Below are 24,530 nucleotides of genomic sequence, written 5' to 3'. Positions count from 1 at the left end.
TATGCGTGCAAAGGTACGCATATTTTTCCTAAATCCGATGTGGCCTTTGATTTTATTTGAGGCCGAAACCTGTCATTTGGAGCTTTGAAAGCCTTATGGTATGCTTTTTTTAAGTTTTATATGTAAATAAGTAAGGAATAAATTTGTACTTTTGTCGCCGTATGAGCAGAATTTTGGCAATAGATTATGGCAGAAAACGCACCGGAATTGCAGTGACCGATCCGATGCAGATTATAGCGAACGGACTGACTACCGTACCGACACATGAGCTGATGGATTTTTTACTGAAGTATGTGGCGCAGGAAAAGGTGGAGCGCATCGTGGTGGGGCATCCCAAGCAGATGAACAATGAGGATTCCGAAAATATGAAGTATATCAAGCCGTTTGTGGCGCAGCTGAAAAAGAAGTTGCCGGACATGCTGGTGGAACTGGTGGACGAACGGTTTACTTCTGTGCTGGCACATCAGGCGATGCTTGACGGCGGACTGAAGAAGAAGGCGCGTCAGGACAAGGCGCTGGTGGACGAAATCAGTGCCACGATTATTCTGCAATCTTATTTGGAATCGAGAAGAATGTAACTTAATAAATTTTTGAATAATATGATTTTACCTATTTATGTATACGGGCAGCCTGTATTGCGTCAGGAGGCTCAAGATATTACGCCAGATTATCCGGGCTTGAAAGAGCTGATTATAAATATGTTTGAAACGATGGACCGTGCCGACGGGGTGGGACTGGCTGCTCCTCAGATCGGGCTTCCTATCCGTGTGGTAGTGGTGAACCTGGACGTGTTGTCGGATGATATGCCGGAGTTCAAGGATTTCAAGCGTACGTATATCAATCCGCATATTCTGGAAACAGGCGGTGAGATGGTTTCAATGGAAGAAGGCTGTCTGAGCTTGCCGGGTATCCACGAAAGTGTGAAGCGTCCGGACAAGATTCACGTGACTTACCTGGATGAAAACATGCAGCCGCACGATGAGTGGGTGGAAGGCTATCTGGCCCGTGTGATGCAGCATGAATTCGACCACCTGGATGGTACCATGTTTATCGATCATTTGTCGGCTTTGCGCAAACAGATGATTCGTGGCAAGCTGAACGGCATGGTGAATGGTAAAGCTCGTTGCTCTTATAAAGTGAAAACGGTGAAATGATCAAAAGAATCCTATACCTATTATATATAGGTATGTTTTTCCCGGTGGTTGCCCTGTCGCAGATTAATACGGACAGGGTTATGACCATCGGGAAAAATGCACTTTATTTTGAGGATTATGTCCTCTCTATCCAGTATTTCAATCAGGTAATCGGGGCGAAACCGTATCTGGCTGAACCGTATTTTTACCGTGGACTGGCCAAGATGAACCTGGATGATTATCAGGGTGCGGAAGCCGACTGTTCGCAGGCGCTGGAACGCAATCCTTTCGTGGTGAATGCGTATCAGATTCGCGGTATTTCACGTATCCGCCAGCAGAATTATCAGGGGGCTATCCAGGATTACCGCAAAGCCCTGAAGATGGACCCGGAGAATATCAGTCTGTGGCATAACCTGGCTTTGTGCCGGATGCACGAGGAGGAATATGCGCAGGCACGTGCGGATTTGGATACGCTGATTCGTATCTCTCCGCGTTATACGGATGCGTACCTGATGCGTACGGAGGTGTCATTGAAACAGAAGGATACGCTGCAGGCCATGACGGATGCGGACAAGGCTATCGAGATGGACCGCTATAATCCGGATACATGGTCATCGCGCGGTATGCTGTTCTTGCAACGCGGAAAGTATAAGGATGCGGAAACGGACTTGACGGAGGCAATCCGTCTGTCAGTACGTAATGCGGGGGTATATATCAACCGTGCACTGGCAAGATACCATCAGAATAACCTGAGAGGGGCGATGTCGGATTATGACCTGGCATTGGATGTGGACCGGAATAATTTTATCGGACACTATAACCGTGGTTTGCTGCGTGCACAGGTGGGGGATGACAACCGCGCGATTGAGGATTTCGACTTTGTGCTCAAGATGGAGCCGGACAACCTGATGGCCCGTTTCAACCGGGGCTTGCTGCGCGACCGTACGGGTGATTATCCTGGGGCTATCGAGGACTATTCGGCGGTGCTGGAAGAATATCCCAATTTCTTGGCCGGGTACCAGTATCGTGCGCAGGCCAGAAGAAAGGTGGGCGACCTGAAAGGGGCGGATGCCGACGAATTTAAGGTGCTGAAAGCGCAGATTGAAGCGCAGAACGGTACGAAGAAGCAGACGGCTTCGAACGACAAGACGCGTAAGAAATCGGATAAGAACGTGGAAAACTACCGCAAGATTGTGGTGGCCGACAATGATTCGGAAGACGACCGTTACAAGACGGATTACCGTGGAAGGGTGCAGGACAAGAATGTGACGATTTTGCCGCAGCCGATGTTTGCCCTGAATTACTACGAGCGTCCGGAAGAGGTGAAGCGTCAGGTCAATTATTATAAGGGTATCGACGACCTGAATGCACGCAGGGTGCTTCCGCATCGCCTGCTGATTACGAACAACGAGGCTTCGTTGTCGGAAGAGCAGGTGAAGCAGCATTTCGCTTCTATTGATGAACAGACGGCTGCCATTGTGAAGGAGCCTGGTAATGTGCTGCATTATTATGCCCGGGCACTCGACTTCTATCTGGTGCAGGATTTTGACAATGCGCTGAAGGATCTGGATGAGGCTATCCGCTGTGACTCTACATTCTTCCCGGCTTATTTCAGTCGTGCACTGATTTACTACAAACAGTTGGAATACCGTAAGCGCGACCGGAAGTTTGAAGTGGAAACGGTAGAGGAACAGAACCTGCAGGTGCGTTCGTATGACTATAATAAGGTGCGCGAAGATTTGGACCGTGTGATTGAACTGGCTCCTGACTTTGTGTATGCATATTATAACCGGGGTAATATCCTGGCGGTGATGAAAGACTATCGGGCTGCACTGGTAGATTACAACAAGGCCATTGAACTGGATCCCCGTTTTGCGGATGCCTATTACAATCGCGGATTGACGAATATCTTTCTTGGGAACAATCGCCAGGGTATTCAGGATTTGAGTAAGGCGGGTGAACTGGGAATATTCTCGGCCTACAATATTATCAAACGATTTACGACAATAGAGGAGAAATAATTGGATGCAATATTTTTCTTTAACTAAAAAGTTTATATTTTTGCGTCTCAATAATAGATTAATACAAAAAGACTATGGTTAAGATAACTTTTCCTGACGGCTCCGTTCGCGAGTATAACGAAGGAGTTACTGGTCTGCAGATTGCAGAAAGCATCAGTTCCCGTTTGGCACAGGATGTATTGGCTTGTGGGGTGAACGGTGAAACTGTGGATTTGAATCGTCCTATCAACGAAGATGCAAACTTCGTTCTTTATAAATGGGAAGACGAACAAGGAAAGCATGCCTTCTGGCATACAAGTGCACACTTGCTGGCTGAGGCATTGCAGGAATTGTATCCGGGCATTCAGTTCGGTATCGGTCCGGCTATCGAAAACGGATTCTATTATGACGTAGATCCGGGTGAGGCTGTGATTAAGGAAGGTGACCTGCCTGCCATTGAAAAGAAAATGGCTGAACTGGCTGCCAAGAAGGAAGAGCTGGTTCGCCAGAGTATTTCAAAGGAAGATGCCTTGAAAATGTTCGGTGACAGAGGTGAGACTTACAAGTGTGAGCTGATTTCTGAATTGGAAGATGGTCACATCAGTACATATACTCAGGGTGCGTTTACCGACCTTTGCCGTGGTCCGCACTTGTTGTCTACTGCTCCTATTAAGGCTATCAAGCTGCTGTCAGTAGCTGGTGCTTACTGGAGAGGTCAGGAAGACCGCAAGCAGATGACACGTATCTATGGTATCACTTTCCCGAAAAAGAAGATGCTGGATGAATATCTGGTAATGCTGGAAGAAGCCAAGAAACGTGACCACCGTAAGATTGGTAAGGAAATGGATTTGTTCATGTTCTCGGATACAGTCGGTAAGGGACTTCCGATGTGGTTGCCGAAAGGCACTGCTTTGCGTATCCGTCTGCAGGACTTCCTCCGTCGTATCCAGGCACGTTATGACTATCAGGAAGTAATGTGTCCGCCTATCGGTAACAAACTGTTGTATGTGACTTCAGGTCACTACGCAAAATATGGTAAAGACGCATTCCAGCCTATCCATACTCCGGAAGAAGGCGAAGAATACTTCTTGAAACCGATGAACTGTCCGCATCACTGTATGATTTACAAGAACTCTCCGCGTTCTTATCGTGACCTGCCATTGCGTATCGCTGAATTCGGTACGGTATGTCGTTACGAACAGAGTGGTGAGTTGCACGGATTGACTCGTGTACGTAGCTTTACACAGGATGATGCGCACATCTTCTGCCGTCCTGACCAGGTGAAAGATGAGTTCCTCCGCGTGATGGACATCATCTCTATCGTGTTCACTTCTATGGGTCTGGAAAACTTTGAAGCACAGATTTCTTTGCGTGACAAGGAAAACCGTGAAAAATACATCGGTAGCGATGAAAACTGGGAAAAGGCAGAACAGGCTATCGTGGAAGCTTGTGAAGAAAAGGGTTTGAAGGCGAAAGTGGAATACGGTGAAGCTGCATTCTACGGTCCGAAACTGGACTTCATGGTGAAGGATGCTATCGGTCGTCGCTGGCAGCTGGGTACCATTCAGGTGGACTACAACTTGCCGGAACGCTTCCAGTTGGAATACATGGGCTCAGATAACCAGAAACATCGTCCGGTAATGATTCACCGTGCTCCGTTTGGTTCAATGGAACGTTTCGTGGCTGTGCTGATTGAACACACTGCTGGTAAGTTCCCGTTGTGGCTGACTCCGGATCAGGTGGCTATCCTGCCTATCTCTGAGAAATTCAATGACTATGCCGATAAGGTACGCATGGAATTGAAAAAGTATGACGTACGTGCATTGGTGGATGACCGTAACGAAAAGATTGGCCGTAAGATTCGCGACAACGAAATGAAACGCATCCCTTACATGCTGATTGTGGGCGAAAAAGAAGCCGAAAATGGTGAAGTTGCCGTACGTAAGCAGGGTGAAGGAGACAAAGGAACCATGAAAATCGAAGAATTTGCAAAAAATATTGCAGAAGAAGTTCATAATATGATAAATAAATGGTAAATTTGCAGCCGTTTGCTGACAGAATCAAAATTCTGCGGCAAACGGACTTTAAAATAAATAATTTATAAATTCAAAAAACAAACAGGAAGACACTATTTTTAATGAAAAATGACACGTTAAAAGGGCAACACCGAATCAACGAACAGATTCGCGCCAAAGAAGTACGTATTGTGGGAGATGATATTGAATCGGCGGTATATCCGATTGCGCAGGCTTTGAAGCTTGCGGAAGAACACGAAGCCGACTTGGTCGAAATTTCACCTAACGCAGTTCCTCCAGTTTGTCGAATTATAGATTATTCTAAATTCCTCTATCAGCTGAAAAAACGCGCAAAGGAACAGAAAGCTAAACAGGTGAAGGTAAACGTGAAGGAAATCCGTTTTGGACCTCAGACTGACGAACACGATTACAACTTCAAACTGAAACATGCCATCGGTTTCTTGCAGGATGGAGATAAGGTAAAAGCATACGTGTTCTTTAAAGGACGTTCCATTTTGTTCAAGGAACAGGGAGAAGTGCTCTTGCTCCGTTTTGCTAACGACTTGGAAGACTATGCAAAGGTAGAGCAGATGCCGTTGCTCGAAGGAAAGAGAATGACTATATCATTGTCTCCGAAAAAGCCGGGAGCTCCGAAAAAGGCTGCAAAACTAGAACCTGCGAAGGTGGTTGAAACCAAAGAATAAAGAAAAGAAAGTGCGTAACGTGCCGGTATAGTGCGTTACCATGTGAATAATAATAATTAAAATTTTAACAAGATGCCAAAGATCAAGACTAACTCCGGTGCTAAAAAAAGATTCGCTCTTACCGGAACAGGTAAAATCAAAAGAAAGCACGCTTTTCACAGTCACATTTTGACTAAGAAGACTAAAAAGCAGAAAAGAAACCTTTGCCACATGGGCTTAGTTGACAATGCTAACTTAGCTCAGGTAAAAGAACTTCTTTGCATGAAGTAATCTTAACAAAAGCGTAAAAACGTATCATTTTAAATTATTAACCGAATGCATTAGCCTCAAGTCCGATTGAGAATATATCGGCGCTATCATTCAAAAAAGAATTAAAACTATGCCAAGATCAGTAAATCACGTTGCTTCTAGAGCAAGAAGAAAGAAAATTTTAGGTTTAACCAGAGGTTATTTTGGTGCAAGAAAGAACGTTTGGACCGTTGCTAAGAATACTTGGGAAAAAGGTCTGACTTATGCATACCGTGACCGTAAGAACAAAAAACGTAACTTCCGCGCATTGTGGATCCAGCGTATCAACGCAGCTGCTCGTCTGGAAGGTATGTCTTACTCTAAGTTGATGGGTGCATTGCACAAAGCAGGTATTGAAATCAACCGTAAGGTGTTGGCTGACTTAGCTATGAACCACCCTGAAGCATTCAAGGCTGTGGTTGCTAAAGCTAAAGCTGCTTAATCTCACCGGAGACGGAGACAATGTATAAAGGATGCCCCTAAAATGGCATCCTTTTTTTGTGCATTATTTTTGTATATTCAAATATTTGTCGTATATTTGTCATAGAAAAATTGAAGCCGTACTTGCAGAATCGGGAAACTCATCAAATCTAAAGAAATACCGAGACAAGCTTCTACTTCCAATGGCGGGCCACGCCTTCGGGTAGCATTTATGCCGGTGGATTACAAAGGAGGGGAGCACTCAAAACCTGTCATTCGGAGTTTCGTCACGCCTCGGGTACGGCTTCTCCTTTTTCATAAAAGCGAAGAATCTTGGGTTTAGCGAGTCAAGGTTCTTCGTTTTTTTATGAGTTTACTTTTGGAACGTTGTTTACTTAGATAATATAAGAACTATGAGGAAGCACATTTTAATGTCGTTGTGTGCCGGCTCTCTTTTGTTGGGGGCTTGTGCTGGAAAAGGTGAGCAGAAAATGAGTGTGTCACAAGAACCGGATACTTTGTTGATGCTGGTGGGCAGTTATGCAAGTGCAGATCAAGAAGGGATAAAGACGTATCGCTTCAATCAGGAGACGGGAGAGGCTGTGCTGGCCAGTACGTTGTCTGGGATTGAGAATCCGTCGTTTTTAGTGCCGACGGAAGACGGTACGCATGTGTATGCCGTGGGAGAGACGGAAAAAGGGTTTACGGCTAATGCGCTGGCATTGGATACGTTGACTTCGGGGCTGGCGTTGCTGAACAGCCAGTCTACGGGTGGAGCTTCACCGTGTTATATTACGGTGAGTCCGGATGGCAAGTTTGTGTTGACCGCCAATTACATGGGAGCGAATATTACGGTTTTCCCTCGTCTGGCGGATGGAAAGTTAGGAGAGGGGCATGTCATTTCCTTCCAGGGAAAAGGAGCCGATAAGGAACGGCAGGAGCAGCCTCACTTGCACTGTGTGTATTTCACTCCCGACGGGAAGTTGCTTTTGGCAAACGATTTGGGACTGGACCGTATTCACGCTTTTCCGGTAAAACAAACTCCAGGAACGAAAGGAACGGATTTATTGGATGAAGCGGCTGCTTTTGATATTGAGTTGGCTCCAGGTTCAGGTCCGCGTCATACTTGTTTTGACAAGCAGGGAAAACATGCGTATCTGTTGACGGAACTGTCTGGCGAAGTAGTGGTGTGGACGTATGATGGAAAGGCCCTGATACAGCAGCAAGTCATCAAGGCAGATACGGTGGGCGCGAAAGGTAGTGCGGATATTCATCTGTCGCCCGATGGAAAATTCCTGTATGCTTCCAACCGTCTGCAAGCAGATGGCGTGGCTATTTTCAAGGTTTCTCCTTCCGATGGTACACTGACCAAGGTGGGCTATCAGTTGACGGGCATTCATCCGCGTAATTTCACGATTACACCGAACGGCAAGTTTCTGCTGGTAGCTTGCCGGGATACCAATGAGATTCAGGTGTTTGCGCGTGATGCAGAAACCGGTCTTTTGCAGGATACTGGCAAGACTATCCATACCGATAAACCGGTTTGTCTGCAATGGGTTATGAAATAAGTAATTAAACCATATACTTATACGGCGGGGAAAGAGAGGCGGAAACGGCTTCCTTTCCCCGCTGTGCTTTGTACGCTGATTTGTCCCCCGTGCAGGCTGATAATCTGTTTACAGAGGGTAAGGCCGATACCGGAACCGTTATTCTTAGTGGTGAAGAAAGGCACGAAGATACGTTCCGTCACTTCCGGCAGCATACCTTCTCCGTTATCGCTGATTTCGAAAATGAGTTCCTGGGCATGAGTTTCTACCTGGATGCGAATGTCCGGATGGGAGCGATGGGCACATGCTTCACGGGCATTCTTCAGCAGGTTTATAAATAGCTGCTCCATCTGTGTGCGGTCAGCATACCAGGTGAGCTGGGAAGACGGGCATTTATACTGCACTTCCAGTTCCGGGTAAAGTCGTTGCAGGTCGGAAAGAAACTGTTCCAGTGGGATTTCCGTCTTCATCGGGGCCGAGATACGGGTCAGTTTCCGGTAATTTTCTACAAACTCCAGCAAGCCTTTTCCCCGGCGGTAGATGACCTGTAGCCCTTGCTGTATGTAGGTATGCGTACGTGCATCATCAGGATGCTCCTGGCTTCGTTCATTCAATGTATCTGCCAGAGAGATAATTGGGGTGATGGAATTCATGATTTCATGCGTCAGTACCCGTATCAGCTTTTGCCAAGCTTCCATTTCTTTGTACTCCAATGCGCCGTGGATGTTTTTCAAGCTAATCAGCCGGCAGGTTCGTCCTTGCAGCTGGATGTGAGTGACCGACAGGGAGAGGTCGAAAGTGGCGTTTCCTTTTTGCAGGTGAGCCACCTGCTGGTTTTCCTGAATGGCCGTGCTGATTTCTTCGGGCAGATGGGCGCAGTGTCCCAATAGTTCGCGGGCTGCCTTGTTCATCCATTCCATCCGGTTGCTTCGGTCGGTGACGAGGACGGCCGTATCTACCTTGTTCAGCAGCATTTCATAGTATTGGTGCTTTACCTCCTCATCTACTATACGGGTGCGCAGGTTCTTCAGAGCCTGTGAAAGTTCTTCTGCTAACTTCTGCATCTGCGGGTCGGCAAAAGGTGCGCAAACCCGCTGTCCCAGGTCATTCTGTTTCATGCATTCCACGAGCCGGTACATGGTTTCAGTCTGCCGGATTTGTATGCGGTACAGGCTGTAACAGATGCCAATGAGCAACAGTCCGCAGATGATGGTACAGAACCACAGTCCATGCAGCATGGCTAAAACACCTGCGATAATCAGACCTGTCAGTCCTAAAATGTGCAGTATCAGGTAGTATCCATACGTTTTCATAAGCCCCATTTTTCCAGTTTCCGATAAAGTGCAAAACGTGTAATTCCTAATAGTTCGGCGGCCTTGCTCATGTTTCCTGTGCTCACTTTCAAGGCCCGTTCGATAGCATTCTTTTCCAGTTTCTCTAAGTTGAGTTCTTCCGTCAGTGCAGGCTGGTGCGCGGCGGCATTCCCTTGTGGAAACAAGAAATCATCCGGTTTCAGGAGTCCGTTTTCGCTCAGAATGACGGCACGTTCCACGGTGTGCTGTAACTCACGCACATTACCCGGCCATTCGTATTTCAGCAGCTTGTTTTTGGCTTCACGCGTCAGTCCCTTGATTTCCTTGCGGTATTTCCGGTTGTACTGATTCAGAAAATGTGTAGCTAACAGCAGAATATCTTCTCCACGTTCCCGTAAAGGAGGGATGTGAAGTTCCACAGTATTGATGCGGTACAACAAATCCTGACGGAATTTTCCTTCTGCCACCAACTGATGCAGGTTGGCATTGGTGGCACAAATCAGCCGTACATCGATGTGTATCGGATTGACTGCCCCCAGTCGGGTGATGCACTGCTTTTCGATGGCCGTCAGCAACTTGGCCTGCATGGGCAGGGACAAGTTGCCGATTTCATCCAGAAACAACGTACCCCCTGAAGCTGTTTCCATTCTGCCGGGTTTCGCTTTCCGGGCATCCGTAAAGGCCCCCTTTTCGTACCCGAAGAGCTCACTTTCGAACAACTGCTCCGGAATACTTCCCAAGTCGATGGGAATAAAGACCTGTTCCCGGCGGGGAGAGAAGAAACGCAGCATGCGTGCAGCCAGGTCCTTCCCGGTACCATTTTCTCCCAGTATGAGCAAGTTGGCATCCGTATCAGAAAGCTTGTAGATGGTTTCTTTTACCTTCTGCATGGCGGGGGAGTTGCCAATCAGTTCCGGAATGCGATCGTCTCCCTTCAGGGCCTGTACCTCATTCTGCAACCGTCCTACTTCCTGGCGTGAACGGCTGAGTTTGACGGCAGCCGACAATGTAGCCAACAGCTTTTCCTTCTCCCATGGTTTGGAGATAAAATCAGTAGCCCCGGCTTTAATGGCCTGCACCGCTTTTCCCGTATCCGCGTAGGCCGTCATGAATACCACTACCGCTTGCGGGTCGATACGGAGGATCTGCTTCAGGTAGTCAAACCCTTCCTGCCCGCTGATGGCATCCCGCTGGAAATTCATGTCGAGCAGAATCACATCGGGATGGAAGGTAGTCATGAAATGTTCAATCCGTGTAGGCTGTGTAGTTACTCGAATCTGCTCCATATAAGGCTCTAACAGCAGGTTCAAGGCGAAGAGCACGTCTTCGTTATCGTCAATGATGAGTATTTTTCCTTTTTCTTCCATACAATATCAAGGTGTCTTTCGCAAAGATAATGCTTTTTTGCATGTGCTGTATGTGCATTTTCGCACGCTTTTTGTGCGGATGCGCACACGGTGTGAATTTGCTCGATTCCTCTATCTTCTACATAATCAGTGCGTTATCTGAATGGCACAGTTTTTGGATATAAAAAAGCAGATAACTATGCGTATGAAGATGGGAAACAAGATACTGTGGCTTATGAGTTGCCTGCTTTTTTGCGGGCAAGTTGTGTGGGGAGAGAAGCTGACGCTGCAAGAGGCTATTCAGTTGGCGCAGGCCAGCTCTCCAGAGGCAGAAGCTGCTCGGCATACCTACCGGGCAGCTTACTGGAGTTACCGTTCGTTTCGGGCAGACTACCTGCCTGAGGTAAGTTTGTCTGCATCGCCTTATCTGAACCGGCAGATTAATAAGGTAACCCAGCCTGACGGTACGGAACTGTTTCTCCGCCAGAACCAGCTGGCTACCGACCTGACGCTTTCCGTCAGCCAAAACGTCTGGTTCACGGGAGGTAACTTGTTCATGCAGACCGCCGCCCAGCGTATGGATGAACTGGGCGAGAAAAGCACGGCTTATAACACCCAGCCTTTCACGGTAGGTTACCGTCAGTCGCTTTTTGGCTATAACTCCTTGAAGTGGAACCGCCGCATTGAGCCCGTCCGTTTTCAGGAGGCTAAGAAAACATATAGTGAGACGCTGGAGCTGATTGCTTCGAAAACATGCGAGTTGTTTTTTGCACTGGCATCTGCCCAGTCCGACTTGGAGATTGCCCGAGCCAACTATGCTTCCGCTGATACCTTGTATCGCTATGCCCGCGGACGGTATCGCATCGGCAGCATTACGGAGAACGAGATGTTGCAGCTGGAAGTGAACAAACTGACCGAGGAAACCAACCTGATGAAAGCCCGTATCAGTGTGGAAGACGCGATGCTTACCTTCTGTTCTTTCTTAGGTATCCGGGAGGAAGAAGAGATAGAGGTGATTCCGCATGACAGTGTGCCGGATTTTGAAGTGCCTTTGGACAAGGCACTGGAACAGGCCCATTTTCACAGTCCGGAAATTGAGACCTACCGGCGGATGCAGTTGGAGAGTCGTAGCCAGTTGGCCTCTGCTCGTGCCAGTCGGGGACTAAAAGCGGATTTGTACCTTCAGTTCGGACTTTCGCAGACCGCTGCCCGTCTTCGGGATTCCTATCGTGACCCGCTCGACCAGCAATACGTGAGCCTGTCCGTAGTGATTCCGATACTGGACTGGGGGAGAGGCAAGGGAAAAGTGCGTGTGGCCAAATCGAACATCGAGCTGGTCAATACCCAGGTGGAACAGGGCATGAATGATTTTGAACTGAACGTGCGGCAGATGGTACGGCAGTTTAATCTTCAGGCACGGCAGGTGGAAGTAGCCTCCCGTACCGACGAAACAGCCCGCCGACGGTATGAAGTGGCACTCCGCCTTTACCTGATGGGCAAATCCTCGGTGCTCGATTTGAATGCGGCCACTACGGAGAAAGATACCTCCCGACGCAATTATATCGAGGCTCTGAAAACCTACTGGATGCTGTATTACGGACTCCGCAGCCTGACGCAATATGATTTTTACCGGAACTGTCCGCTGACTGAAACTTTACCTGAAATATAACACAAACCGATTATGGATATACAATTGAAAAAGAAACCCTGGTACGTTCGCTATCGCCTTTATCTGGCGGGCGGCGTACTCTTGCTGGCCGGACTGATTTATGTGATTATACTGGCTTCCGGCCCCCAGCGTTTACGCATTGATGCGGACTCTGTGCAATTGGCCGAGGTGAAGCAGGCCCCTTTCCGTGAATACGTGGACGTGGAAGGAGTGGTGCATCCCATTCTGACTTTGATGGTCAATGCCCGCGAGTCGGGTAATGTAGCCCGCATCGTAGCCGAGGAGGGAAGCCTTTTACAGCAGGGAGATACCATCTTGCTGCTGACCAATCCGGACCTGTTGCGCGAGATAGACGACCAGCGGGATGAATGGGAGAAGCAACGCATCTCTTATCAGGAGAAGGCCCTTGAGATGGAACAGAAAAGTCTGACCCTGAAACAACAGACACTGGAGGCTGCTTACGAGTTGAACAAGATACGGAAAAGCTTTGCCCTGGAGCAGGAAGAATACCGTATGGGCATCCGCAGCAAGGCGCAGCTGGAAGTGTCGGAAGATGAGTACCGCTATAAAACGGCTTCTACCCAGCTGAAGATGCAGAGCCTGCAGAGCGATTCGGCCATGACGGTCATTCGCAGAGAGCTGTTGCGAAACGACCGGGAACGGGAACAGAAGAAGCTGGAGCGTTCTTTGCAGCGTATGGAAGAGCTGGTGGTACGTGCACCGACCGATGGGCAGCTCAGTTTTGTGAAGGTCACATTAGGCCAGCAGGTGGCAGCCGGAGAGAATCTGGCGGAAGTGAAAGTGATGTCGCAGTTCAAGGTACATGCTTCCCTGAGCGAATACTACGTAGACCGGGTGACGGTAGGCCTGCCGGCATCCGTAACTTATCAGGGAAAACGCTATGCCTTGAAAGTCAGCAAGGTGGTGCCGGAGGTGAAAGACCGCACCTTTGATGTGGACTTAGTCTTTACGGGAGAAATGCCTGAAAACGTCCGTCTGGGAAAAAGCTTCCGGGTACAGATTGAGTTAGGGCAACCGGAACAAGCCTTGGTAATTCCGCGCGGTAATTTCTATTCGCAGACCGGCGGACAGTGGATTTACAAACTCAATGCCGACAAGACCCGGGCGAGAAGGGTTCCGGTGATAATCGGGCGTCAGAACCCCCTGCAATACGAAATAACCGAAGGTTTGCAGCCCGGCGATTGGGTGATTACCACAGGATATAATAACTTTGGCGACGCGGAAGAGCTGGTGTTTAAGTGAATGAACCAGATGCTTTCACCTGCTTCCAGTACTTCCCCGAAAGTACCGGAGTACTGCCTAAGAAGTACTGTAGTACTTTCAGGGAAGTACTGGAGTACTGCAAAGGAAGTACTGAGAACGCTTAAAGTGAAGAATTACAGAAAGTTGGGAAATTAATAGTGAATATTGGAAACAGTGACTCTCCGGAGTATCCTATAGTCGAATATAATTATTGATTTATGAAAGGGAAAATAAAACACATAACTATTGCTTTGGGAATCTGTCTTTTATTGGCAATGATTGTACTGGGGCTTAAAAACCGTAATACTATATATACCTGGTTTTTGGGCGATGTCCAGACGCTTTATATGCAGGCAGATAGTTTGTACAGACAGAAAAGATACGAGGAGGCTGCGACTCTGTACTCAAAACTGGCGAAAATAGACACAGCAAAACGTTGCCAGTTTATTTTGGGCGATATATATTATCAGGGTAAGACAGGGGTAAGGAATTACAAAAAGGCCATGAAGTTATTCCTGGAATTGGCAGATAACGGCAATGCAGATTCTCAGAACAATCTGGGCTATATGTATGCTTATGGCATAGGAACAGACATCGACTATTCTAAAGCTAAAAAATATCTCAGTCTGGCTGCTTTGCAAGGACACTCTCAAGCGCAAGTGGGATTGGGCAGTCTTTACAGGCATGGCTGGGGAGTCACCAAGAGCTATTCGGAAGCATTCAAGCTATATAAAAAGGCTGCGGCACATGATAATACTGATGCTATGAATAATTTAGGATATATGTACACATTCGGTTACGGAACTTCAACCAGTGCGGGCGATGCTATATACTGGTTTGAAAAATCTGCTTCAAGAGACAATGTCTCCGCCTTGTTTAATCTGGCTGTGTTTCATATAGAAGGACATGGATACCCCAAAGATTTATCGAAAGGAGCTGAACTTCTTTCAAGAGCGGCTGAACTGAATTCTCCCGCAGCGCAGTTCAATTTGGGATTGATGTACTATTTCGGAAAAGGTGTTGAGAAGGATTATGCCAAGGCAAAACATTTGTTCCAACAGGCGTCCGCCCAAGGACATAACCATGCGTTGGAATTTCTCATGAAGGTGGAGAATAAGGAGAAGGTTTCTGAAACCGATTCAATCTTTGATTGGAAATTGAAGGCGATATAATGTGGTATTAAAAATACCTGATTTTATAATTGTTGACACGAATGAGTGAAAAGATATGATTGTACATTACCTGAAAATAGCCTGGCGTAACTTGCTGAAATACCGTATGCAGAGTGTGGTCAGTATTTTAGGACTGGCCGTGGGCTTGGCATGTTTTGCCCTTTCTGCCTTCTGGATACATTATGAGATGACGTACGATACGTTTCATCGTGATGCAGACCGTTTGTATCTGGTTGGAGTGAATGACGATAGTTTCGGCGGGTCTTCCGCGAGCTTCACGCCTTATGCCTTGGGACGTTACCTAAAGGAACATTATTCGGAAATTGAAGATTACTGTTTGTTTGAGGCAGAAACTTTTTTTGTGCTGAAAGACAACCGGATGCTGGAGTTGCCCATGCTTCTGCCCGATACTACTGCTTTGCGTATGCTGGACATCCGTGCTTTGGAGGGGGATGAAAGTTTTCTTCGTGCCGGTACCACAGATAACCGTATTGCTATTACGGAGAAGGCCGCAAAACAGCTGTTTGGCACTACGGATGTGATTGGCCAGACCGTGACCAATGCCAACTGGAACAAGGAATATACCATTGGTGCTGTGGTGAGCGACTGGGGAGTGCACACCAATTTCCCGTACGCCTTCCTGGGTAACGGAAGCGGACGGACAGGCTGGGACGATTACACCTACCGGACACTTGTCAAAGTGAAGCCAGGTACGGATGTCTCCCGATTACTGGAGAAGATGAATGCCCACTTCCCCGAAGAACTGACCAAAAGCAGGTATCAGGAGAACACGGGACTGACACGTTTCTACCTGGAGCCGCTGACGGGTCTTCGTGCCACGGAAGGTTTCATCCTTAAAAACAACCAGACGGTGCAGTTCCGTTATATCACCTGGTTTGCTGCTGTAGGTGGACTTATTATCGTTTGTGCTTTTATCAATTACCTGACAATCTACATCGACCGTTTCCGTACGCGCAGAAGAGAAATGGTGTTGCGGCAGGTTTGTGGGGCAGGACTGCGTTCGTTGGTTACTTTGCTTTGTACTGATTTTCTGCTGACAGTCCTGGCGGCCTTGGTCGTAGGGATGGTATTGGTAGAGTTGCTGATGCCGATTTTCCTCCGATATTCTCTGATTCAGGATGCCGACTTTTCGAACTACCGTTCAATCTTGTTCTACATTCTGTCGGTATCGGTAGTCATGATGGCTATCGTAGTGCTGTGGGTATGGCTGTTTCAAAAGCGGTCATTGCATGGAAATATGCATACGGGCAATGCGCTTTCGGGTATCGCTTGGCGGAAGGGAAGTGTCATTCTTCAGCTGACAGTCTGTATGGCTTTCATCTTCTGTACGGTGGCTATGCAGCTGCAACTGCACCATTTGCGGAATGTGGATACAGGCATGGACTATCGCGGACGGGCAGCCGTCAGCATTTGGATGAATGTGGACATGAACGTATGGGCCGAGAAAATCAAGGCCTTGCCGATGGTGACGGAAGTGATACGTCCGGCCTATTGGCCGCTGCTGGGCGAAGGGGCTTATTCGTCGTACCTGATAGATGGATATACAGGCATGGAAGGCCGGCTGGAGCAACCCCTGACCTTTGACGAAGTGCTGGCGGGTGAAGAGTTCTTCCGCTTTTACGACATGCAGCTGCTGTCTGGTGAATGGGTATCGGCCAAGTCGGAATACTGTCAGGTGAACATCATGGAGAGCACAGCCCGTCGTATGGGCTGGAATCCCGAAGAAGCTGTAGGCAAGCAACTGTTTTTCGTCAACCGCGAACAGGAGCCTATGACCGTTATCGGCGTAGTGAAAGACTGTGCCTACAAGTCGCCTACCGCTGAGCTTCCTAACACTGTATTTGTCAACACTGACCAGATGAAGTGGATGCACGCCCGTTGCTTCGTACTCTTCAAATACCGTCCGGGAACGTGGGACGAATGTCGCCGTCGCATTGAAGAGATGCAGCGTGCCGAACTGCCCGACCGCAAGCTCTTTCTCTATAGTGAAGAAGAGCGTTACAACGATTATCTGAAGTCGGAAGATGCCTTGTCGTCATTGCTTGGGTTCTCATCGCTGGTGTGTATCTTCATATCGATATTCGGTATCTACTCGCTGGTGACACTGGCATGCGAGCGGCGCCGTAAGGAGATAGCTATCCGCAAGGTAAACGGAGCCACGGTGAGGCATATCCTTACGCTGTTTTTCAGAGAATATGCTTTGCTGCTGGTCGTTTCTTCGCTGGTTGCCTTCCCAGCTGCCTGGTGGGTGATGAGACGTTGGATAGAGCATTATAACCGTCAGGTGGAAATCGGATTCCTTCCATTTCTGCTGATTTTTGTCGGCGTTGCCCTTTGCGTGGCGGCTTGTATCGGGCATCGCATTTGGAAAACGGCAAATGAGAATCCGGCAGAGGTGATAAAGAGTGAATGATATAAAAGAATGATATAGAAATAAGAAAAGAAAACAATATGAACACACTACGCTATGCATTACGTTTCCTGCTTCGTGCACGGACGTACACACTGATTAATCTGTTGGGGCTGGCATTCAGTCTGGCTTGCTGCATCATTTTGCTCCGATACATCCATCGGGAATTGACGGTCGATACCCATTGTGTAGACCGGGAAAAAGTGTATGCCGTGCAAGTGAGTGTGTCTGGAGGTGCATATTGGGGCTCTTATGCAGCTTATCGGAATGACAGTGTACTGATTGCTCCTGAACTGATAGAAACGAAATGTAGTTTTGTTCCGTTGGAGAATGATTTTCTGGTCAGTGAGGGACACCGTTACCGTTGCGATGCCCTTGCTACGGACAGTACGTTTTTTCAACTGTTCTCTTATCCGCTGATACAGGGAGAAAAGAACCTGACCGATCCTTCTTCAGTAGTACTGACCCAATCGTATGCACGGGAGGTTTTTGGTTCGGACAACCCTGTCGGAAAGACAATCACTTATTCCAACGGACAAGAATATGTGGTGAAAGGCGTGATTGGGCTTCCTACCAACAAAACCTGGCTGAATTTCGATTTGCTTCTGGCAAATACCTCTTCCAATAGGTGGGAGAAGATGCCGCTGGATTTGTACCGTTTTGTACCTGGAGCAGATATGAATAAGCTTAATCAAGTAGGGAAACATCCACGCAGCCTGAATCCGCACTATCCGTCGGATACACGGGTGTACACCTTTCGTTTCGTACCTTTGAAAGAATGTTACTTTTCCAAGTTGGAAATAAGGGAACAATCACCTATTTATGTATGGGGAGATTGGGGACAGTTGCAGATATTTATGGGTATCTGTGCGTTGCTGCTGGTTACCGGATTGCTGAACTTCATCAACCTTTACATGATTTTTATGCTCAAACGCACGCACGAATACGGTATACGCCGGGTGTTTGGAGCAGGAAGAGGAGCTGTCTTTGCACAGATTTTTGCCGAGAACTTTCTGCTTTCCGCTCTGGCTGTGCTGCTTGCGTGGGTATGCATTGAACTGACCCGGGTGCCCGTGTCCCGCTTTTTCGGGTTTGATTTCTCTTATACAGCTTTCGATGGGTATTTGTCCTTGGTGTTACTTGTATTCCTGCCGTTGATGGCCTCGCTTTATCCGTATTTCCGTTTCACGCGTATCTTGCCTTCTGTCGGCATTCGTCTGGTGAGTACGGCCGGGCAGTCGGTACGGGCGAGGATGGGACTGTTGCTGTTGCAGTATGTACTTACCTTGATATTGGTGGTACTGGCATTTTATTTTAATCGTCAGCTTGATACTTTGTTGAATACCGAACCGGGGTATCGTACGGAGAATATTTTAGTGGCGCATCTGGCGCACGAATCGAAAGATTTTTCTTCCTATCAGAATCCGGAAGACATACAGGCACGTGTGCAGCGAGTGAAACAACTTGGTGCCAAGATGAAAGCTTGCCCTGATATAGAGTATTGGGTAGCGGATCAATCTGCGCTGACTTCCAGTGATTTTGGAATGAAGTTTATAGGAAACAACGGGCGTACGGCTTTTTTGTATATGTGGTATGCCAATCCTTCTTTCTTCCGGCTTTATGAGCTGCGTTTTGTAGAGGGAACGCTTCCCTCAATGGAAGAGGAAGAAGATTGGGACAGGGAGTATTATGTGGTGAACCGTGCGGCACTGAAGGAGTTGGGGTATGATTCCTGTCAAGGAGCTACATTGATGTATGAAGATGACAAGATGAGGGCTCAAAACCCGGAAGCGCATTCTATTGTAGCGGTTATCGATGATTATTATGACGGACATATCAGTGCGGGTGTGCATCCGATGGTATTTGTGGTGCGACGTGGCTCTTCCGGTGACCTGTATACGTTGTCATTCCGTCCGGGACGTCTGGCTGCGGTGATGGATTACTTGAAAAAAGTGGAACGTGAAATATATGGCACAGAGGAATTTGAATATACGTTGTTTTCCGACCAGGTGAAACAGATATATGCGGCAGACCGTCGGATGGCAATGCTTTACACTTCGTTTGCCTTTATCGCCATTGTCGTATCCTGTCTGGGGCTGTTCGGCATTTCCCTGTTCGACATCCGCCAGCGTTACCGGGAGATTGCCATCCGCAAGGTGAACGGTGCCATGCTGAAAGACCTGTATGTACTGTTGCTTCGTCGTTACGTGGGGATGCTGTTGCTGGCAGCCGTGGTGGCAGTGCCGCTGGCTTGGCTGGCCATCCACTACTATACCGCCGATTTGGTGGTGAAGGCTCCGGTGACGGTCGGTCTGTTCCTGACAGCCTTTCTGATAGTAGCAGTGATTTCTGTGGCTACGTTGCTCTGGCAGGTGAACAAGGCTTCCCGTATCAATCCGAGTGAAGTAATGAAAAGTGAATAATAAAAAAACAAATTTATATGAATACATTACGCTATGGATTACGTTTCCTGCTCCGTGCACGGACGTACACACTGATTAATCTGTTGGGGCTGGCATTCAGTCTGGCCTGCTGCATCATTTTGCTTCGATACATCCATCGGGAACTGACGGTCGATACCCATTGTGTGGACCGGGAAAATGTGTATGTGTCTCGTTGTCAGATTGGCGAGAACGATGCATTGGTCTCTTCCACATTGAATGGTGATACGCTGGCTGTAGACCCGTCACTGGTCATGCAACGTTCACGGGTCACACTGCTGGATCATGACATGATACGTTACAAGGACAATCGTTTGCAGGTGAATATGATAGTGGCCGATACGACCTTTCTGAAACTGTTCCGTTATCAGCTTTTGCAAGGAGAATATTCCCTTTCAAAGCCAGGGATGGCTTTGTTGAGTGAGCATCTGGCACATAAGTTGTTTGGTAAGCAGAATCCCATTGGAGAGACCTTTGTCCTGTCTACCGGGAAATCAGTGACGGTATCCGGAATCTTCGCTACTCCAGAAAACAAGTCTATCTTGCAGGTAGATGCCATTCTTTCTGAAATGCCGGGAGCACTTTGGGAAAGAATGCCCATGGAGTTTGTCCGTTTTGTGCCGGGAGCGGATATTCAGAAATTAAATGAGGCAGGCAAGATCTTGCGTCCTACGCAGGTGGGAGATGGCAGTATGTACACTTTCTCCCTCCTGTCACTGAAGGATGTATATTGGGAGTCACGCTTGTTGTACCGCACTTCTCCTACGATGTGTGTGTCGGGCAACCGGGCTCAGTTGTATGTCTTGTCGGCCATGTGTATCTTTATATTCTTTATCGGCCTGCTTAATTACATCAATTTGTATGCGGTGCTGTTGGGCAAGCGATTACGGATTTATCTGCTTCATCGGGTGTGGGGAGCAGGCTCCCGTCCTCTCTTCATGTTGGTGTACTGGGAGAATCTGGTGCTGTCGGTCTTGTCGTTGTTGCTGGCCTGGACGGTGGTGGAACTTGTCCAACCTTTTGTCAACCGTTTGTTTGACACGGTGTTTACCGTAGGGACGTTTGATGTATGGGTATCATTGTCTCTTTTGGTGTGGTTGCCGTTGCTCATATCATTATGCACGGTAGTTCGGTGCTGGAAATCCCCGTTGGGTATGTCGCTGGTTCGTTCGGGGAATGACAGGAAGTCAATACGCTTGCGTCAGGGATTTCTTTTCGTGCAATATACGGTAACCATTGTACTGGTTGTCCTTGCCTTGTTCTTCCATCGTCACCTCAACTTGCTGTTGAATACTCCACCGGGATTTCAGGTGGAAAATGTGATTCATGCCAACTTAGTGTATGAGTCGACTGACTATGCCTCTTATACCGATGAATCGATACAGGCCCGGAAGCAGCGTGTTGCTCAGATTGATGAGGCGTTGAGTAAATGTCCAGACATTTCATGTTGGACAGCTGGTTTGTATTCCATTTTGGATTTCGACTATACGGCGGAGTTTCAGAATGCGAAGGGAGAAACCGTTTCATTGAATCAGAATTTTGCTACTCCCGAATTCTTTACCTTGTTCAATTTGAAGCTTGTGGAAGGGAAACTACCTGTTGAAGAAGACGGGTTTGTGGTGAATCGGGCGGCTTTGCGTGCTTTGGGATACACCTCTTTAGAGGGAGCTACCGTGTTGGATTTCCGTATGAAAGAATTTGTTCCGGATTTGCCGGCCCGTCCCATTGTAGGAGTGATAGAGGATTATTATAGCGGACATATCTCCAAAGGGGTACGTCCCATGCTGTTTATGGTTTCTCCTACTATGCGGGGAGACGTGTATCAGATAGCATGTCAGCCGGGCAAACTTTCTCAGGTGATAGATTATCTGCGGAAGCTGGAAAGGGAAGTATATGGTACGGAAAACTTTCAGTATTCGTTGCTGAAGGACGATGTGCAGAAGTTGTATAAATCCGATCAGCAGGTAGCTACCATTTACTCGGCTTTTGCCTTTATTGCCATTGTCATTTCCTGTCTGGGCCTGTTGGGTATTTCCTTGTTCGACATCCGCCAGCGTTATCGGGAGATTGCCATCCGCAAGGTGAACGGTGCCATGCTGAAAGACTTGTATGTGCTGTTGCTTCGCCGTTACGTGGGGATGCTGTTGCTGGCAGCCGTGGTGGCAGTGCCGCTGGCTTGGCTGGCCATTCATTATTATACCGCCGATTTGGTGGTGAAGGCTCCGGTGACGGTCGGTCTGTTCTTGGCAGCCTTCCTGATAGTGGCAGTGATTTCCGTGGCTACGTTGCTTTGGCAGGTAAACAAGGCTTCCCGCATCAACCCGAGTGAAGTAATGAAAAATGAATAAAGAAAAGCAAGAATGAATCTATGATGATTACGCATTATTTGAAAGTAGCCTTCCGCAATTTGTGGAAATACAAGACACAGCACCTGATTGCGTTGGCTGGAGTGGGAGTGGCCTTGCTGTGTTTCAGCATTTGTTTGTATTTAGTCCGTTATGCTTTTAGCATGAATCATTGTTTTGCAAACTATGAACGGATTGCCGAACTCAATATTCGTGACATGAAAGAAGAGAAGGTGTTGGATTGTACTCCTGCGACGTTGGCCGAGGAACTGCGTCTTCAAAAGCCGGATGGGATTGAGGCGTTGTGTGTGGTGGATTATTCACCGATAGAACGGCCTTTCAACGTGGAGATGCCCGACGGGAAGCAGTTACCTTATTCCTTCGCCGTGGCAGAGACGGATTCTTCCTTTTTCCAAGTATTGACTCCTAAGATTTTGTGCGGTTCGGCTGAAGTGAGCAAGATGATGCCAAATTCATTGGTCGTGAGCGAAAGTATGGCACGCCGGGTATATGGGGATATTCGACAGGCGGTAGGAAAACAGCTGGTACTGATGCGCCGGTTGTACACTTCGCCGGATTCTACTCCACGTACCGGTGGAGCGGTTTATACCATTCAGGCAGTGATTGAGGATATTCCAGAGAACAACAGTATTGCTTTTATGAAGCATCTGGATATGTTTTCCCTCAACGATTCGGAAGGAATCATCCAGAATGATGCCCGTTATGCCATTATCAGTTCCTTTACGTATGCGTTGCTGCGTGAGGGTTTTACTCCGGAGCAACTCAATGAGTGGTTTTATCGTAGTGAACAGACGCATCGGATGCATGATACAAGTTTTGCGGTGGAAGCTCATCTGATGGGAGATAGGGACTGGAATGGGGGACTACTTCGTACGATGGTATGGACTACAATGGTAGCCGGGGTATTGATTTTACTGGTGGCCTTGCTTAATTTCTTTCATCTGCTCGCGGGGTCTTTCCTTACTCGTATGCGTGAATTCAGTATCCGGCGAGTGGCGGGAGCGTCCGGAGGCAGTCTTTTCGTCCAACTGTTTACACAGTCTGCCTTGTTGGTTTTGCTGGCCGGCCTGTTGACCGGTGTCTGCATCGAGGTGATGGCTCCCTGGTTGAGACTGGAAATGGCCGGATTGTATTTGCAGTTTGACGCTTCTCTGTTGATGGTACAGAGCCTTGAGTATCTGGCTGGTTTGTTGGGAGTATGTGCTTGGGTGTGTGGAATAGTCGTGTGGAAGGTACGTCGCATGCAGGTGCATGCAGGGGTGACTGGCGGTGTGCACCGGGGAGGAAAGAGACGACTGCGGAATCTGTTGTTGGGAGTGCAGTTGTTCATCTGTTGGGTTTTTATCTCACTGGCAGCGGCACTTTATCTGCAATCGGATAAAACGGGACGTACCTTGTTCGGGACATTGAGCTTGGAGGAAAAAGAGCAGATTTTGAGCATTCCGATGGATTTTTCCTTTATGAACGCCGTGCAGAAGCAGGATCTGATACATCAGTTTAAAAACTTGTCGGGAGTCGAAGAGGTGCTTCCGGCCGACATCAATTATTTGGGAGGTGTTTCCGGTACGGGTATGTATACGGAGAAAGATAATAAAGGCAGTTATGTGGATGTAAATGTGATGCGTATAACTTCCGGTTTCTTTCGTTTCATGCACATTCCGATGCGGTCGGGACATACGCCGCGTGAATCGTCCGATTTGGTGATAGACGAGGCATTATCTCATCGTCTCGGAACGGACATCATGGGGAAACCGCTTTATAATTTTGACGGAGATGCCTACACGGTTAAAGGAGTGTGCCAGACATTTGTGTCCAGTGTGTATTATGATAGTGAAGGATTTATATTCCTCCTGAGCGGGTTCGATGATTATTGTGGGCATTGCTATATAAAATGTAAGGAAGGACAGGCGGAAACCGTCTTTCAGGAGGTCAGGAAGATACTGAAAAAGACGTTGCCGGAAAGTGTGGAAGTGAAGGTAAGCACGTTCATGGACGACATCCGTGAGTCACAGGCGCTTGAGTTCAAGCTCCGCGGAATTGTATTGTTCTTTTCGGTAGTGGTGCTGGTGATTTCGTTGTTGGGCGTGTATTCAGCCGTGACCATCGACACGGAATATCGGCGGAAGGAGATGGCTATCCGAAAGATCAACGGTGCCGGAATGCGTCAGATAGTCTGGCTGTTTGCCCGGCTTTATGTTACTTTACTGACGGTGACGGCTGTGTTGGGATTTGCGTTGGTTGAATTCTTGTTGAGGCAGTTTAGTACCTTGTATACGGTGTTCTTCCAGCATGGGGTGGCTTTCTATTTTTGCCTCTTCCTGAGTGCCTCCTTGTTCGTCGCCCTTACGGTAGCTTTCCGTATTTGGCAGGTATCCCGGGTGAATCCGGCAGAAGAAATCAAGCGGGAGTGATATAAATGTAG

The 24,530-nt window shown here is 47.9% G+C and carries 17 protein-coding genes; 15 read left to right on the top strand and 2 right to left on the bottom strand.

Annotation, left to right across the window (positions count from 1 at the left end; all coding sequences use genetic code 11):
- Positions 1 to 161 precede the first annotated feature (161 nt).
- The 8 genes from ruvX to DXD04_RS11495 all read left to right on the top strand — a co-directional run bounded on the left by ruvX (position 162) and on the right by DXD04_RS11495 (position 8,128).
- Positions 162 to 578 (top strand): Holliday junction resolvase RuvX, encoded by a 417-nt coding sequence (ruvX, locus tag DXD04_RS11530; protein WP_117673377.1) that lies wholly within the window; start codon positions 162 to 164, stop codon positions 576 to 578.
- A gap of 21 nt (positions 579 to 599) precedes the next feature.
- Positions 600 to 1,154: a peptide deformylase gene (gene def / locus DXD04_RS11525; RefSeq protein WP_117673376.1), complete on the top strand. Its 555-nt coding sequence runs from the start codon at positions 600 to 602 to the stop codon at positions 1,152 to 1,154.
- Entirely contained in the window at positions 1,151 to 3,154 is a 2,004-nt protein-coding gene (locus tag DXD04_RS11520; protein ID WP_117673375.1) for a tetratricopeptide repeat protein, read from the top strand. The genes def and DXD04_RS11520 overlap by 4 nt, the downstream gene beginning before the upstream one ends.
- 74 nt (positions 3,155 to 3,228) lie before the next feature.
- Complete coding sequence (gene thrS / locus DXD04_RS11515) at positions 3,229 to 5,169, top strand: threonine--tRNA ligase (protein WP_007560371.1); 1,941 nt, start codon at positions 3,229 to 3,231, stop codon at positions 5,167 to 5,169.
- A 101-nt stretch (positions 5,170 to 5,270) separates the two neighbouring features.
- Positions 5,271 to 5,852, top strand: a complete 582-nt coding sequence (infC, locus tag DXD04_RS11510; RefSeq protein WP_007560373.1) for a translation initiation factor IF-3 — start codon at positions 5,271 to 5,273, stop codon at positions 5,850 to 5,852.
- A gap of 72 nt (positions 5,853 to 5,924) precedes the next feature.
- Entirely contained in the window at positions 5,925 to 6,122 is a 198-nt protein-coding gene (gene rpmI / locus DXD04_RS11505) for a 50S ribosomal protein L35 (protein WP_007560375.1), read from the top strand.
- Positions 6,123 to 6,231: 109 nt separating this feature from the next.
- Positions 6,232 to 6,582 (top strand): 50S ribosomal protein L20, encoded by a 351-nt coding sequence (gene rplT, locus DXD04_RS11500; protein ID WP_007560377.1) that lies wholly within the window; start codon positions 6,232 to 6,234, stop codon positions 6,580 to 6,582.
- 391 nt (positions 6,583 to 6,973) lie between these two features.
- Positions 6,974 to 8,128 (top strand): lactonase family protein, encoded by a 1,155-nt coding sequence (locus DXD04_RS11495; RefSeq protein WP_117673374.1) that lies wholly within the window; start codon positions 6,974 to 6,976, stop codon positions 8,126 to 8,128.
- 17 nt (positions 8,129 to 8,145) lie between these two features.
- Here DXD04_RS11495 and DXD04_RS11490 read toward each other — a convergent pair whose 3' ends face one another.
- Positions 8,146 to 9,420 (bottom strand): sensor histidine kinase, encoded by a 1,275-nt coding sequence (locus DXD04_RS11490; RefSeq protein WP_181977125.1) that lies wholly within the window; start codon positions 9,418 to 9,420, stop codon positions 8,146 to 8,148.
- Positions 9,417 to 10,787, bottom strand: coding sequence for a sigma-54-dependent transcriptional regulator (locus DXD04_RS11485; protein ID WP_117673370.1), 1,371 nt, complete (start codon positions 10,785 to 10,787; stop codon positions 9,417 to 9,419). Before DXD04_RS11485 ends, DXD04_RS11490 begins: the two co-directional genes overlap by 4 nt.
- A gap of 214 nt (positions 10,788 to 11,001) precedes the next feature.
- Here DXD04_RS11485 and DXD04_RS11480 point away from each other — a divergent pair, with 214 nt between their 5' ends.
- From DXD04_RS11480 to DXD04_RS11450, 7 genes are all read left to right on the top strand, one after another.
- On the top strand, positions 11,002 to 12,435 hold the full coding sequence (locus DXD04_RS11480) for a TolC family protein (RefSeq protein WP_259295973.1): 1,434 nt from the start codon (positions 11,002 to 11,004) through the stop codon (positions 12,433 to 12,435).
- Positions 12,436 to 12,447: 12 nt separating this feature from the next.
- Positions 12,448 to 13,698, top strand: a complete 1,251-nt coding sequence (locus DXD04_RS11475; protein ID WP_117673368.1) for an efflux RND transporter periplasmic adaptor subunit — start codon at positions 12,448 to 12,450, stop codon at positions 13,696 to 13,698.
- 218 nt (positions 13,699 to 13,916) lie between these two features.
- A complete protein-coding gene (locus DXD04_RS11470) occupies positions 13,917 to 14,870 on the top strand; it encodes a tetratricopeptide repeat protein (RefSeq protein WP_117673366.1) in 954 nt (317 codons plus the stop codon).
- A 55-nt stretch (positions 14,871 to 14,925) separates the two neighbouring features.
- Entirely contained in the window at positions 14,926 to 17,304 is a 2,379-nt protein-coding gene (locus tag DXD04_RS11465; RefSeq protein WP_117673364.1) for an ABC transporter permease, read from the top strand.
- A 38-nt stretch (positions 17,305 to 17,342) separates the two neighbouring features.
- A complete protein-coding gene (locus DXD04_RS11460) occupies positions 17,343 to 19,724 on the top strand; it encodes an ABC transporter permease (protein WP_117673362.1) in 2,382 nt (793 codons plus the stop codon).
- A gap of 17 nt (positions 19,725 to 19,741) precedes the next feature.
- The gene (locus DXD04_RS11455; RefSeq protein ID WP_117673360.1) at positions 19,742 to 22,090 is read left to right on the top strand and encodes an ABC transporter permease; all 2,349 of its coding nucleotides are present in this window, start codon (positions 19,742 to 19,744) and stop codon (positions 22,088 to 22,090) included.
- Between the two features lie 20 nt (positions 22,091 to 22,110).
- On the top strand, positions 22,111 to 24,519 hold the full coding sequence (locus tag DXD04_RS11450) for an ABC transporter permease (protein ID WP_117673358.1): 2,409 nt from the start codon (positions 22,111 to 22,113) through the stop codon (positions 24,517 to 24,519).
- The last annotated feature ends 11 nt before the right edge of the window (positions 24,520 to 24,530 follow it).

It is taken from the genome of Phocaeicola plebeius (genome assembly GCF_003437535.1).
GTDB classification, from domain to species: domain Bacteria; phylum Bacteroidota; class Bacteroidia; order Bacteroidales; family Bacteroidaceae; genus Phocaeicola; species Phocaeicola plebeius_A.
The sequence above is the reverse complement of the archived record's forward strand: the minus strand, read 5'-3'. Positions and strand labels throughout refer to the sequence as shown.